The organism is Dictyobacter aurantiacus (genome assembly GCF_003967515.1).
GTDB lineage: Bacteria > Chloroflexota > Ktedonobacteria > Ktedonobacterales > Ktedonobacteraceae > Dictyobacter > Dictyobacter aurantiacus.
Genome location: NZ_BIFQ01000001.1, coordinates 2329645 through 2345214, shown reverse-complemented (window position 1 = coordinate 2345214; position 15570 = coordinate 2329645). Strand labels below are relative to the sequence as shown.

The 15570-nt window shown below is 54.0% G+C and carries 8 protein-coding genes; 7 read left to right on the top strand and 1 reads right to left on the bottom strand.

Annotation, left to right across the window (positions count from 1 at the left end; all coding sequences use genetic code 11):
- The first annotated feature begins 185 nt into the window (after nucleotides 1-185).
- The 6 genes from ppk1 (at nucleotide 186) to KTT_RS09450 (ending at nucleotide 13028) form a co-directional block, all read left to right on the top strand.
- Nucleotides 186-2339 (top strand): polyphosphate kinase 1, encoded by a 2154-nt coding sequence (gene ppk1, locus KTT_RS09475; protein ID WP_126595746.1) that lies wholly within the window; start codon nucleotides 186-188, stop codon nucleotides 2337-2339.
- Between the two features lie 579 nt (nucleotides 2340-2918).
- Entirely contained in the window at nucleotides 2919-4286 is a 1368-nt protein-coding gene (locus KTT_RS09470; RefSeq protein WP_126595745.1) for a CCA tRNA nucleotidyltransferase, read from the top strand.
- Between the two features lie 20 nt (nucleotides 4287-4306).
- Entirely contained in the window at nucleotides 4307-6085 is a 1779-nt protein-coding gene (locus KTT_RS09465; protein WP_126595744.1) for a phospholipase D-like domain-containing protein, read from the top strand.
- 53 nt (nucleotides 6086-6138) lie between these two features.
- Nucleotides 6139-6651, top strand: a complete 513-nt coding sequence (locus tag KTT_RS09460; protein WP_126595743.1) for a hypothetical protein — start codon at nucleotides 6139-6141, stop codon at nucleotides 6649-6651.
- A 338-nt stretch (nucleotides 6652-6989) separates the two neighbouring features.
- Entirely contained in the window at nucleotides 6990-8660 is a 1671-nt protein-coding gene (locus KTT_RS09455) for a ribonuclease J (RefSeq protein ID WP_126595742.1), read from the top strand.
- A 1386-nt stretch (nucleotides 8661-10046) separates the two neighbouring features.
- A complete protein-coding gene (locus KTT_RS09450) occupies nucleotides 10047-13028 on the top strand; it encodes a DNA translocase FtsK (protein WP_160145762.1) in 2982 nt (993 codons plus the stop codon).
- A 71-nt stretch (nucleotides 13029-13099) separates the two neighbouring features.
- On the opposite strand, the gene trmD is transcribed toward KTT_RS09450, so the two are convergent.
- Nucleotides 13100-13834 (bottom strand): tRNA (guanosine(37)-N1)-methyltransferase TrmD, encoded by a 735-nt coding sequence (gene trmD, locus KTT_RS09445; RefSeq protein WP_126595740.1) that lies wholly within the window; start codon nucleotides 13832-13834, stop codon nucleotides 13100-13102.
- 145 nt (nucleotides 13835-13979) lie between these two features.
- Between trmD and KTT_RS09440 the strand changes: the two genes are divergently transcribed.
- Nucleotides 13980-15569: a sensor histidine kinase gene (locus KTT_RS09440; RefSeq protein ID WP_126595739.1), complete on the top strand. Its 1590-nt coding sequence runs from the start codon at nucleotides 13980-13982 to the stop codon at nucleotides 15567-15569.
- Nucleotide 15570 lies beyond the last annotated feature (1 nt).

The following is a 15570-nucleotide window of genomic DNA, read 5'->3' as shown; positions in this document are numbered from 1 at the left end:
TCTTGAGTAGGACCGCGAAAAGACCCTATCTTTTTCAATGATGATAAAAAATACATATACTTAGGAGCTTCTATGCGATGCGGTTACAAAAGGAACGCCTGACAGCAAGAGGCCTGTTTGCCACATTTTCGGAATACATGATAAAATATTTCAGGTACAGGCGCCAACAGAGCGGGGAATATCTTATGGACCAACAAATAGTGAACAGCTCGGCCACTTCTCCTTTGGAGAGGCCTGATCTTTATATCAACCGAGAACTCAGCTGGATTGAATTCAATCGCCGTGTCTTTGCCGAAGCCAAGGACGCCCGCCATCCACTTCTGGAGCGAGTCAAATTTATCTCCATCTTTGAAACCAACCTTGATGAATTTATTATGATCCGCCTGGCCGGTTTAAAGGACCAGATTGACTCACGTATCGCGCCGCGCAGTCCTGATGGAAGAACAGCTGAGCAGCAACTGGCCGCTGTGCGTCAGCGCCTGGCTCCACTGGTCCAGGAGGTACGCCGTTACTGGCGCCAGGTCCTGTTGCCGTTACTGGGTCAGGAGCATATTCATATTCTTGATTACGAGCAACTGGACACCAGACAGCGTGATGCGATGCGTCGTTACTTTGAGAATGAGATCTTCCCTATCCTGACGCCTCTGGCCGTGGATAAAGGGCATCCTTTTCCGCACATCTCCAACCGCAGCTTGAATCTGGCGGTCGTCATCGCTTCCACAAAGGAGGATCAGGAGGACCTGTTCGCGCGCATCAAGGTGCCCCCTGCTCTGCCACGCCTCCTGCCGGTACCAGTCTCATCAGAGGAGCCCCGGGCGGTCGCGTTTGTCTGGCTAGAGCAAGTGATTGCCGCCAACCTGCAAATGCTGTTCCCGGGTTTTGAGATCTGGGAAGCTTATCCCTTCCGTGTCCTGCGCGATGCTGACATTGAACTACAGGAAGATGAGGCGGCTGATCTGCTGGAATACATCGAGCAAGAGGTGCGAGAGCGCCGCTTCGGGGTGGTCGTCGACCTGGCGGTTAATCCCTCGATGCCTACGCGTATTCGTAGCCTGCTGCTGGAGAATCTAGAGATTAGCGAGGGCGACCTGACAATCATCGATGGTCCTCTGGGCATGGGCGACGTCATGGAGCTTCATAGCATCACACGTCCAGACCTGAAGGACGCACCCTTTACACCGCGTGTCCCGCCCATTATTCGCAACAGCGAAAATATCTTTGACGCCATTCAGAAGCACGATATCATGCTTCACCATCCCTATGACAGCTTCAATCCGGTAGTCGATTTTATTCGCGCCGCGGCTGAAGATCCCCAGGTGATGGCAATCAAGCAGACGCTCTATCGCGTCGGCTCGAATGCTCCTATTGTCAATGCCCTGCTGCACGCCGTTGAGAATGGTAAGCAGGTCGCGGTACTGGTAGAGCTGAAGGCGCGTTTCGACGAAGAGAACAATATCGGTTGGGCGCGCGAACTGGAGCGCGCGGGCGTACACGTCGTATATGGTCTGGTGGGACTCAAAACCCACGGCAAGGTCGCCATGGTTGTGCGTAAAGAGGACGATGGTCTGAGGCGCTACATCCACCTGGGCACCGGCAATTATAACGCCTCGACCGCCAAAATTTATGAAGATCTATGTGTGCTTACCAGTCGATACGATATTGGTATGGATGTGACATCCCTGTTTAACTCGCTGACTGGCTATTCGCGGCAGGGGGAGTATCGCAAATTGCTGGTGGCGCCGGTTAGTCTGCGCCGAGGAATCATCGAGCGCATCGAGCGCGAGATTGATTTTCACAAAACGAACGGCAACGGACGGCTAATCTTTAAAATGAACGCCCTGGTGGATCCGGAAGTGATCGACTATCTCTATCGGGCATCGCAGGCGGGCGTGGAGATCGAACTGATTATTCGCGGCGTCTGCAGCCTGCGTCCTGGCGTACCCGGTGTTAGCGAAACCATCCGCGTACGCAGCATCATCGGACGCTTTCTGGAGCATAGTCGCATCTACTACTTTGGCAATGACGGCAAGCCCGAAATATTCCTGGGGAGCGCCGACATGATGCAGCGCAACCTGAACAATCGCGTTGAAGTGCTCTTTCCCATTCAATCGCAGAGTATGAAGCGAGCCCTGATGGAGCGCATGATTATTCCCATCCTCGCTGACAACGCCAACGCCCATGAACTGCTGTCCGACGGCAACTACCAGGCCATTCGCCCCAAGGATGGCGAGCCGCTTTTTGACAGTCAGAAATGGTTTTTAGATCATCCCTTATTTGAATTGAATGAAGAAGGTGAGCAGACCAATCCCACCATCAGTGCGATTCCTTCCAGTTCTTAATCAGGTGCCTGCCTGTGTTTCGCGCCTTCGGCCCCTGACACTACGCACCTACGTGCTCAAAAAGTTATATATGGGATGGTGCAAAAAACGCGCGTCAAACGCGCGTTTTTTGCACCATCCCATATATAACAAGGGCGGACGAAGGGCGGCACCAGAAAGCGAGGATGCAAGCGGGGATGGTGGGGGCATGATCAAGTGGCGAGCCTAAGCTGGGGCAAAACCAGCACCTGCAGCGCTCAAAAAAAATATAGATAAAGCAGGCAACAATGATAGATAAAGCAGGCAACAATGGTAGATGCAGCAGGCAACAATGTTCAAAAGGTGCGCTCACGCGCACCTTTTGAACATTGTTGCCTGCTGCATCTATACTCAAGGCGTCCGCGTATGCGGACGCCCGGTAGGAAAGCCGAATTTCTATCAAGACCCACTTTAAAGAAGCTATCTGAACATGATACAATAGTCCCATTGTAAGATTTGCGATGGGATTACTACCATACTCGATTTAAGACCGTAGCTAACTGTGCACTAAAATCAGCACAGCAGTTGCGAACGAAACGAAGCGGATACATAGATTTTAGTATGCTTGAAACTATTAAAATGCTGGCCGAAATTTTTCGCGCCCAGCATAAACAACTCTATATTGTTGGAGGCACCGTACGTGATGGGTTGCTGCGCAGGGGGCAATCAAACGACGGTGACCTGGCAACGGACGCCCGGCCCGATGAGATCAAGCGCCTGGTGGCTTCAACACATCCAACCGCCGTTGTCCTGGTAGGAGAGCGGTTTGGAACCGTGCGTCTCCACTATGAAAACAGCATCATTGAAATCACCACATTTCGTTCCGAACGCTATGATCCAGAGTCGCGCAAGCCCGAAGTTTGTTTTGGAGACAGCCTGGAAGAAGACCTGGCGCGCCGGGATTTTACTATCAACGCCCTGGCGTGTGATCCGCTCACTGGTCGCATCATCGATCTATTCGATGGTCAGCAAGACCTGGAAAATCATGTCCTACGGGCTGTCGGCGATGAGCCAGATAAGCGCTTCAACGAAGATCCGCTGCGGTTATTGCGCGCTGTCCGTTTCGCGGCGCAGCTTGACTTTGAGATTGACAGCGGGACGCGAGCAGCGATTGTACGACAGGCCAGCACTCTGCAGAAGATTAGCCGGGAACGTATTCGCGACGAGATGAACAAGTTGCTGCTTTCATCACATCCTGCCAAAGGTCTCGACCTGCTGGTGGGATTGGGTTTGATGGAATGGATCATTCCGGAGGTAATGGAGTTGCGCGGCGTCAGCCAGCGTCCCACGACTGGCCGGGCCAGCAAAGACGTGTATATTCATGTGTTACGTGTGGTTGAGCGTTCCTCTGCTCGACCGGTAGCACGTTGGGGAGCACTGCTCCACGATATCGCCAAGCCACGCACCAAGGTCGTTGAAGATAATAAGGTCCATTTCTTCGGCCATGAAGATGTGGGAGCGCACATGGCGCGTGACATTTTGAAGCGTCTGCACTTTGACCGCGAATTCATCCACAACGTTAGCCAGGTGGTCAAGCTGCACATGCGGGCTAACGCCTACGCATCTGATTGGACGGATGGCGCTGTGCGTCGCTTAATGCTGGATAGCGGCGATGTCTTACCCGATCTATTGGACCTCTCGCGGGCAGACATTACTAGCTACCGTATCGATAAGGTCAATCGGGCCGCCGCCCGTGTACAGGAGCTCGCCGAGCGCTGCCAGCATCTAAAAGAAGAGGCCGAGCGCGTCCCTCTGCGCAGTCCCCTGGATGGCAATGAACTGATGGAGCTCTTCGGCCGGGGGCCTGGCCCCTGGCTACGTCCCCTGAAGGACCATCTCTTAAGCCTGGTCATTGACGGTGCCCTGGCTGCCGACGATAAAGAGGAAGCCACCAGGATCGCCAGAAAAATCATGAGTGAACAACAGTAAAGCGAAGGTTATACAATAGCATGCGTGTAGAAACGGATTTCGTAACCCACCCCGGATGGTGGTCTTCCACTGATTACCCGGTACGAGAAATGCAGCGCCTGGCCTTTTTAATTGATGGTCGCATGACAATGCTTGAGATGTGCCATCGCTTCCTCAGCGCGCAAAAGACGATCTATATCGCCAGTTGGGGGTTATCACCCGACTTGCCGATGGTCAGGGGCAAACACCACCGGGCGGGGGAAGACGGCTCGCTTGAGCAAGAGGATCTCCTGCGCTGGTTACGTGACAAAGGTCTGTCCGAGGCCGATATCCAATTCTGGCAGAAATGCGACACGCTAAGCGTGGTCAACGTTCTGGGTTATGCCGTATCCAAAGGCGTCGATGTGAGGGTAATGTTGTGGGACGCGCTCTCTATCCCTTTTCTTGCTGGACCCAGGCAGGTGAGAGAGGCTCTGGAGGCGGTTGGCGTTCATTGTCTGCTCGATGATAGCCATATGACGATCAAGCATCCAATTGCTTCACTGCATCAGAAGGCCGTCACGATCGATAGCCGCATTGCCTTTGCGGGCGGCATCGATCTGATGAGCGAACAGGACGGTGAGTACGATCGCTGGGACACCAAGGGCCATATCTATGATAACCTGCTGCGAATACGCAAAAACGGCAAGCTCTCCCATGGCTGGCACGATATGCACCTGACCTTTGAAGGTCCGGCCGTCGCGGACGTCGAGTCCAATTTCTGCCAGCGCTGGAACGATGTGCTGAAGCGTCGCGATCCTGGCTTCATGGATCTGCTACCAGCGGCCGCGCCCGAAGATATGCTCCCCCCGGCGCAGGTTGAAAAGATCCAGATGCAGGTCGTGCGCACGATTCCTCGGGACACCTACTCGTTCGCGCCAGATGGGATCGCTACCATTCTGGATATTTATCAGAATGCGTTTGCCCGCGCGCAACGCTCTATCTATCTGGAGAACCAGTATTTATGGCGCCGCACCTACCTGGGCCTGGAAACTCCCCTGGTTAGCCTGCCCACCGAGGTGATGGAGCAGTTATTTACTTCGCTGGCCGAGGCCCTCAACCGTGGTGTCAGCGTAACCATGCTCCTGCCGGACAATCCCAATGTGGGTCGCGACTTTACCGATGACGGTCTGAAATTTTTGTGGGACCTTGCACCGGAGGCGGTGACATCTGGTAAACTGCAGGTATACACACTGGCTTCATCGGTACAGAAAGAAGAAGTGATTTATTATCGTCCAATCTATATTCATGCCAAGGTTGCCATTGTAGATGATCAATGGGTTACAATAGGATCGGCCAACCTCAACAATCGAGGAATGAGGGACGACGCCGAACTCAACGTTGCCCTGTTGCATCCGACCATGGCGTGCGGGTTGCGCATTCTCCTGATGGCTGAACACCTGGGTCTAACACACGAAGACACGCTTTTCCGCGTGGTTGAAACCATGGGCCAGATCGATCCGAGCAAGCAACTGCGAGAGATGGACGCCAGTTTGCAGGAAGAGTGGCACCGTCTGAAACAACTGGTGGGAGAGCCCGAGGATGCGATGGCTTTACTGGCCCGGCAGGCCCAAAAAAATCTGGAGGCTGTACGTGCGCGCCAGCGACTCTCAGGCCATATCGTTCCTTATATTCGGCATGATTTAGCAGAGGTATACGGGATAGAGGTAGATGCCGCCAACGGATGGCTCACGCATCTAAATGATGGGGATATCCCTTTTGAGAAGAACAACCCTGATGACACGCCTGAAGAGCGGGCCGCAGAGGTTCCGGCGCCCTGAAGAGAAAAAGGAAGCCGACAACGTTAGCCACAGTGCAAGAAAGAGGTTTTTATATGGCAGATAATAACACATCGGGGGGTAAAAAGGGACCGGGTAAGCAGAATACGACCGGGATACAGAATACGCCGGCGTCATCTGTGAATAATAACCTGACGCCTTCGGCTGCTCGACCGGCGGGGAAGCCTCGCAAAGGTCATCAGCATAGAGCGGTCGGTGGTACTGCTGTGCCAGGTGCCAGGTCTACCCAGCCCCGGCAGATATCCGAGACCAGCAATCCTCAGCAGCAACAGTACGAAAGCTATAACCGGGACATGCGCCGCCGTATGGAGCGCATGGGATATGATAATGAAGAGGACCGGGCCCAGACCGCGCAGAGCCAGCGCCAGAAACGTGTCGAGCGTATCAAGCAGCGCCGGCAGCAGCAGCTCGCCCACGTCAAACGGAACCTGCCCGGCGGCAAGATTGACACCAGTCCTCGACGGGCCTACTGGATGATCGCCGGCGTAGCCGTTCTGATCATCGTCCTCATCATCGCCTTCGCCATCTGGCGCGCCACCGGCCATTAAGCTCTGATCCAAATGATGTGATTGATATGGGGTCCTTCGCGGGCGCTTAAAGTGCCCGCGAAGGACCCCATATCAATCACATCATTCCATATATCATCCTTTGCGAGAGCATATGTCCTATTCACACATTGCTCTCGGGCATAAAGCACGCCCCTGACGTGTTATAATAATTAAAAAATGGCGTAAACTTGTGCATACATCCTTGTTATGATACACTTCAAATGGCAACCTATTGCCTGAATATGGCTTTTACTCCTGTGGTAGAGGCAGGAGTGGAGATAGATATAAAAAAAGCACTTTTTATTGTTTAATGTTGTGGATAGGAGGTTGTTTATACCTTGACAACAGAAAAAGTTCGACTTGTCCCGCTCGGTGGGCTGGGAGAAGTTGGCAAAAATATGATGGTCGTAGAGTATGGTGAAGACATCATCATTGTGGATGTAGGGGTGATGTTCCCGGAAGAGGAGATGTTTGGGGTCGACCTGGTAATCCCTGATACAAGCTATCTAACGGATAAGAAAGACCGTATTCGTGCTATTCTGATCACCCATGGTCATGAAGACCATGTAGGTGCCCTCCCATATGTTTTGCCGATGCTCGATTTCCCCCCCATCTTTGCAACCCGCCTGACCCAGGGGTTGATCAATGTGAAACTGAAAGAGCACCGTTTACTGGATAAAGTGTCCGTGACTGCTATTGCTCCTGGCGACCAGGTAGAGCTTGGTTCTTGTTTCGCAGAGTTTTTTCGGGTTAACCATAGCATACCTGATGCCATTGGTATTGTGATCCACACGCCGGTAGGCGCCGTCGTCCATACAGGCGACTATAAGTTTGATTATACTCCTGTGGATGGTAAACCGGCCGATCTAGGCCTGCTGGGAAAGATCGGCAACGATGGTGTACTGGTAATGATGGGCGATAGTACTCGCGTTGAGTCGCCGGGCTATACACCATCTGAGCGAGTCATCAATGATTCGTTTGATAAGATCTTCGCCAATGCGCCGGGTCGCATTCTGATTGCTACCTTTGCATCCCTGATTTCACGTGTGCAACAGGTATTAGATACCGCGCAGCGTTATGAGCGCTTTGTGGCCTTTATGGGTCGCAGCATGCAGAATAACGTGCAGATGGCCATCGAATTGGGATACCTCAATATGCCCAAGGGCATGTTGATCCGACCCGAGGACATCAACAAGTTTAATCCAGAGCAGGTAGTAGTTGTCTGTACCGGTAGCCAGGGCGAGCCAACCTCGGCGTTGACACGCATCGCTAACCAGGACCACCGACAGATCCGCATCCAGCCAGGAGATACCGTCATTCTGTCCGCGACCCCCGTTCCAGGCAACGAGAAGATGGTGCATCGCACCATCAATAGCCTGTTCCGACAGGGGGCCGAGGTCTTCTACCAGGGGATCTCAAACGTGCACGTATCCGGGCATGGCGCGCAAGAAGAGCTGAAGCTCATGCTCAGTCTGCTGCGCCCGCGCTTCTTTGTGCCGGTGCATGGTGAATACCGCCAACTGATCCTACATGCCAAACTGGCCTACTCACTTGGTATTCCTGAAGAAAATATTATCGTGGCTGAAGATGGTGACATTATAGATGTCACGGAAGACTCCATTAAGCTCAAAGAGCATGTGTCATCCGGCAATGTGTTCGTTGATGGTCTCAGCGTTGGTGGCGTCGGACAGATTGTCCTGCGTGACCGTAAGGTGCTGTCGCAGGACGGCATCTTGATGGTTGTGCTTACCATCGATAAAGAGAGCGGGCAGCCACTGGCTGGGCCCGACATCGTCTCGCGTGGCTTTGTGTACATGCGCGACTCTGAGGAACTGCTTGAGAACGCGCGCTTGCGCGTCCTCGAGGCGCTTAACGCCGCTGATAAGCGTCCTCACAGTGGCTCCGACTGGTCCTTCGTCAAGGACAAGATTAAACATACGCTCAGTGAGTTCCTCTACGAACAAACTCGCCGTCGTCCAATGATCTTGCCCATGGTGATGGAAGTATAAGAAAAGCAAAAAGGTGGGGGCCGTGTGCGGCCCTCACCTTTTTGCTTTTGGTGCCCCTTTACGGGCGGGCGCTTCGCGCCCGCATTTTATAGATATATGTGGCGGTTGCCAGCGGCGCTTGGCGCGCCGCTGGCAACCGCCACATATATCTATTTGAGCGCCGCAGGGGAGGAGATACTTGAGGCCACAGGTGAGGAGATACTTGAGCGCCGCAGGTGTGGGGATACTTGAGCGCCGCAGGTGAGGAGATACTTGAGCGCCGCAGGTGAGGAGATACTTGAGCGCCGCAGGTGAGGAGATACTTGAGCGCCACAGGTGCGGAGATACTTGAGCGCCACAGGTGCGGAGATACTTGAGCGCCACAGGTGTGGGGATACTTGAGCGCCACAGGTGTGGGGATACTTGAGCGCCACAGGTGTGGGGATACTTGAGCGCCGCAGGTGCGGAGATACTTGAGGCTACAGGTGAGGAGATACTTGAGGCTACAGGTGCGGGGATACTTGAGCGCCACAGGTGTGGGGATACTTGAGCGCCACAGGTGTGGGGATACTTGAGCGCCGCAGGTGAGGCGGAAAATTATTTGATGTGGGTGGTGAAAAATGTGCGACAGCACATTTTTCACCACCCACATCAAATACTTGGGCGCGTAGCGCCCATACCCGGAGAGACAAAGGTAATCCCTTACTATATAATGGGGGTAAAGTGCATTTATAATGGGAAATTGCGGCTTGAATATAATATATCCATCGAAACGGGCCGCCTTTCCGTATAGTAATAGAGAGCCAGAGGTAATCAGTGATTCATCAGGCTGAAGACTGTTTATATTTATAGTTCGTATTACGTCCGGCAAGTGGGTTATTGATAGGAAAAACAGGTTTATAGTAGTGGAAATATCAAAGGGATTATGCGTCATAAATAGATTCTACATCGTTCTGTCAGCGAACGTCCGAGCTATCTTCTATTGCTTCTGTGGAACATTTGGGCTATTATACACTTGTCTGACTCTTAGAAAAGGAGGGAACCAGCAACATGGCAGGCAGCGATCGCAAAGCAGAAGCGAGGCGTAAAGGCGATAGGGTAGTGCCAAGCCTCGATCGTGGCTACTCGCGCGCTAGCCGAGCTGTTGGGGGACAAGGTTCAATAAGCTCGCAACGGGTTGAACAGCGCTCGAACTCTGCGTCGTCAAAGCAGGGGTCGCGCAGCAGTGGGAGTGGTGGTGCGTCAAGACAAGCTGTACGCGGCCGCCAGGATGCTGGGGCCAGAGGGGGAAAGAACACTGGTAAGTCGTCATCTTCCCGTTCATCCAGGTCTTCACGAACTCCTTCAGCACCTAGTGATGCCAGAAGTGGATCATTCATCCAGTTTATACTGGATAAGTGGAATAGTTTGTCTCCAAATCAACAGCAGCGCATTTCTAGTTCATTATTACTTGTATTATCTTTACTTTTATTCTCGTCTTTGACTGTTCTTAGTTCGGCACCGATTTGGAGCAATATCGGCAAGTTTTTCCTGGTCTTTCTTGGCTGGTCGGCATATGTGCTGGCATTTGGCTTTGTGCTATTCGCGGTGACGCGGCTGTACGAGAGTTTGCGCAATGAGAAATTGATCCGCAATTCAATGGTATTTGGCCTGGTAGTACTATGCCTGCTGGTTTTGCTGGAGAGCCGCTTAATTATGGGTCCGCTCACCGCCGGAGCGCTGGCTGATGTGCTGGCTATGCCGTTCCAGGGCTGGCCACCAGCCGTCGGGCATGTACTGGTTATTGGACTTATCCTGGTAGTGACGATTTTTACGTTCCGCATTACTTTTGCCCATGTGATGATGGTGTATCGCTTTATCGAGCGCATTATCGGCGATAGCCCACGCGGCGAAGATGAGTATGAGGAAGAATCCGAGGCAGCCCCATCGCGTTTTCTGGGCCAGCGGCCACAGTTTAGCCGCTATAGCGCGGCCAGTAGGGCGGCTCTGGACGACTTTGAGGATGTTGATGAACCTGAGGCTGAGCTAGAGTTGCCATCGGCACCTTCACGGCGTCAGCTAGCCTCACGTGCCGGAAAGGTGGCCCAGGCGGCTCGTGCCTCGAAGCAGCCACAGCCAGCGGCCCCACTGGTGGATGAAGAGATCTATTACGACGATGGTTTCAACAGCTACGATGACTATAGCGATAAGACGATCGCTATGGAGCCCGAGCAATACGAGTACGAAGACGAAAATTATTACTTTGATGATGAGGATCCGCTAAACGATATTAATTTGCATAAGCATCATGTGAGTATAGTGCCGCGGGGAGTTCATGAGCCGCAGCCATTAGATATCACAGATCATACCGGGGCGACTCGGGGAGCGCACCAGCAGGCGTTGTCATTTGATGACCATCAGGGATTGAGATTTGATGATCATGATGATCAAACCGTGATAGACGATGATATCGTGCTTCAGCCAGCGCCGGGAAATGAGCCCTTATTGCTGGAGCCAAATCCACGCGGTGAAGCCGCCAGATCTGGCCGGAAGGTTCGCCAGGTGACGCCCAATCCTCCGGTTGTGGCCCCTGCCCCGGTACAGCGGCAGGCCAGCGTGGCCATGCCCGTGATTCCGCCCGCCCCCAAATCGGGGTCCGGCTCGAAAAAGATGGCCAATGCTGTGGCCAGCATGAATACGCCAAACATCAAGTCCAGCTGGCAGCCGCCGAAGCTCGATGTGTTACAGGCGCCTGATAACGCCAAGCAGCAGATCTACTCCGAAGATACGGCGGCGCTGGCCAAATTGATTCAGGATACGCTACGCAGCTTCCGCGTGGAGGCCGAGGTACGCGAGGAAGATATCAGCATCGGTCCGACCATTATTCGCTTTGGCATTCGTCCCACAGGCCGACCGCAGATGGTCCTGGATGAGATGAGCGGCAAGCTGATGCCGGTGCGTGACGCCTCGGGACAGATCGTATACGAGACACGTACGCGGGTCAGCCGTATCATGGCCTTGCAGAACGACCTGGCTCTGGTATTGGAGGCCAAAACCATTCGTATGGAGGCGCCTGTGCCTGGCCGTCCTTATGTTGGCGTTGAGATTCCCAACAAGAATAGCCGGCTAGTCATGTTGCGTGAGGTACTGGAGAGCAAAGAGTTCCAGGCCGCCAAAGCCAAATCCAAGCTCTCGATTGGCCTGGGCAAAGACGTCGCGGGCCAGGTCAGGGTGGGTGACCTGGCCAAGATGCCTCACCTGTTGATCGCGGGCGCCACCGGAGCCGGTAAGAGCGTGATGATCAACGCCATCATCGCCAGCATCCTGATGCAATCCACACCCGATGACGTGCGGCTACTGATGGTCGACCCTAAGATGGTGGAATTAAACATGTACAATGGCATTCCTCACCTGCTCTCGCCGGTCGTAGTAGATGTCGAGAAAGTGGTGTCCTTACTCAAAAATGCCATTGCTGAAATGGAGCGCCGCTATCGGCTTTTCTCACAGCTAGGTGTGCGCAATCTGGAAGGGTACCGCAAGCTGCGCGCCCAGAAGTTAACGCAGGGTGACACCAGTCTAAACAATCTACCTGCCATTGTTATCATCATAGACGAGTTGGCCGACCTGATGATGGCGGCTCCGGAAGAGGTTGAGGGCATGATCTGTCGCCTGGCTCAACTGGCCCGCGCCACCGGCATTCATCTGGTGGTTGCCACCCAACGTCCATCGGTCGATGTCATCACGGGTCTGATCAAAGCCAATATTCCGACCCGTATTTCGTTCATGGTCAGCTCCGCTGTTGACTCCCGCACCATTATCGATATGGGGGGCGCTGAGCGGTTACTGGGCCGTGGAGATATGTTATACCTGCCCGCCGACGCGGGACGCCCTGAGCGCATTCAGGGCGCGTTCCTGAGCGATGATGAGGCCCAACGCCTGGCTGATTTCTGGCGCCAGCAGATCGTGCAGCACGCGTTGGCCCTGGGCGTTGACCCTCAGGCAGCCAACGAGCAATCGCAGGTTGAGCCTGGCTGGGAGCTCAAAGTCGAGCATCCCGACGAGTTTGAACTTGAGGATGAATTGCTGGACCGGGCTGAAGATGTTGTGCGTGAGCAGGGCCGGGCCTCGATCTCACTGCTCCAACGGCGGCTCAAGATTGGCTACTCGCGTGCCGCCCGCCTGATCGACCTGCTAGAGCAGCATGGTATCATCGGCCAATCGGTCGATGGAGGCCGCGCGCGCGAAGTCTATGATAATGGTCCGCGCGGCGGAGGTGATGGGCATAGCCTGGCCGATGAGGCCGACGACATTATGGAGGAGGAGAAGGCGCGCAATGAGTTCCTGCGTAACCAGGCCTCGCGCTTCTCTCATAATCCACCGCCCATCGACGATGACGAAATGGATATGTAGAAAGTCCAGAAGCAAAGAAGAAGCTCCCAGGGTGCCATGGCGTCCTGGGAGCTTCTTCTTTGCTTCTGGACTTAAAGATCAGGACGGGCTTCTTCGTCTAATTCTTTGAGGATTTTTTTGTCCTGTTTGCTGCTCAGGTCGAGCCTGGCGAAGAGGTCCGGGCGGCGCTCGCGGGTACGGCGAATGGCTTCTTTGCGGCGCCAGCGCTCGATGTTGGCGTGGTGGCCCGAGAGTAGAACTTCGGGGATGCCCCAGCCGCGAAAGACGGGTGGGCGCGTATACTGGGGGTATTCCAGCAGGTTGTTGCTATGGGATTCATCGGCGGCCGAGCCCTCGGTCAGCACGCCGGGCTGCAGACGACTGACGGCGTCCACAACGATCATGGCCGCCAGTTCACCGCCGGTCAATACGTAGTCGCCGATAGAGATCTGATCGGTTACCAGGTGTTCACAGACACGTTCATCGATGCCCTCATAGTGGCCGCAGAGAAGGGTGATGCGCGGTTCCTGGGCCAGTTCGCGAGCGATCTGCTGATTAAACAGCTGTCCCTGGGGCGTCAAATAGATAATGGGTCCGCCCTGGTGGACCGCCTCAATGGCATTGAAGATGGGATCGGGCTTCATAACCATGCCGGCCCCGCCACCGTAAGGATAATCATCGACCACATGGTGGCGGTCGGTTGTCACATCGCGAATATTGTGCAGAGCGATACTCAAGAGATCTCGCTCCTGTGCCCGTTTCAGAATACTCTCCGTAAATGGACCCTGAAACATAGCGGGGAAAAGCGTGAAAATGTCGAAATGCATGTGTCTACTCACCTCTACGTATATGTGTTACAATAACACCATTGCCTCGTACTGGCAAGTCTATGGCCTGGATGCAAAAAGCTTTTCGAACGTATAGTTCGTTCCTGGAAAGACCAGTTGATGTTTTTCCACCGCGGAGTCTGTTATGTCTTGGTCCCAACCGCAGCACGTAGAAGATCCTCTCGATCAAATGACGGTTCTGGTGGGTCGGGCGATACAATTGCTGCGTGGCGAATCGGGTGTGTTTGTGGTTTCAAACGAGGCGTTTGACCCACAGAGTAGTGCTGAATATACACTTTATCACTTAGACAAGGATGCCGTGCCGTTTCTGCTGGCCTATGTGCAGGAGAGCATGCAGCCGAGCACATTGCATCCTCTCCTTGTAGAGACGATACCACCGGAGATTGCCAGGCAATTGGGATTGGCGGAAGAAGTGGTAGAGGGGCAGGGGATTGAATGTTGCTCGCTGGCCCTGTATGATGAAGCGGGTCCACTTGGAATTCTGTATTTCTTACGCCTGGCCACGCGGCGTTCGTGTTTTGAGCGTTACAGTGATGACGAAGATGCCGATCAATCGGCGCTCCACCTGTTCACGGCTCAACTCGCGGGTAGCCTGCGCTTCGCCCTGCATTCTCAGTCCCTGGTAAAAGAGCAGGGACGCCTGGCGGCTATCTTTGAATATAGCACCGAAGGTATCCTGACGGTTGATAACGCGCTACGTATCATTGATTTCAATCCCGCCATGGAGCGTCTGACTGGCTGGCGCGAAGAAGAGGTACTGGGGCAGTTCTATATTAAAGTGCTGCGACCAAAGGATCGGCAGGGCAACGACCTGGGCCTGCATGACTCGGCGGTCCTGCAGGCCTTCGCGGGCCAGGAAGTGGTCAATCGCGAGATGGTCATCAGCGCTCGCGACGGGCAACGCTTCACGGTCGCGGTCACCGTCTCTTGCGTCCGTTCGGCGCGTGGGGAGCCTATGAACGGCATTTTAAACGTGCATGACCTGACGCGTGAACTACAGCAGGAGGAGCAACGCTCAACCTTTATCTCTGTTATTTCGCATGAGTTGCAAACTCCGATCGCCATCATCAAAGGTTACGCATCCACGCTGGCACGTGCCGATGCGCGCTTTGATAGCCAGACCCTTCGTTCGCGCCTGGTGGCGATTGAAGAAGAGGCGGATCGCCTGAACAAGTTGGTGGGAAACCTGCTGTATGCCTCGCGCATTCAGGCGCATGGATTGCAGATGGACATCACCACGCTCGACCTGGATAATCTGATTCGCAGCATGGCCCGGCGTCTGCGCGCCAAACATCCCGAGGTCAAGATCGAGCTCGCGGTCCCACCGCATCTACCAGCTGTCATGGCCGACCGCGAACGCATCGAAGAGGTGCTACAGAATCTGCTGGATAACGCCGTGAAATACTCGCCGGGTAAGCCAGAGATTACCGTTGCCTGCTATGTAACTGGAGAAGAAGTGATCGTCAGTATCATCGATGCTGGCATGGGGATCTCGCTGCGTGAGCAGGAGCAGATTTTTGACCGTTTTCATCGTGTGGGAGAGCCACTTTCCCAATCGACGCCCGGCGCGGGTCTGGGTCTGTACATCTGTAAAGCGATTATTGAGGCTCATGGAGGGCGCATCTGGGTCGAAAGTACACTGCGTCAGGGTTCAACTTTTTCGTTTAGTTTGCCGCGTGAGGAGAAAGCGCCGTTACCGATGGTGGTTTTTTGAT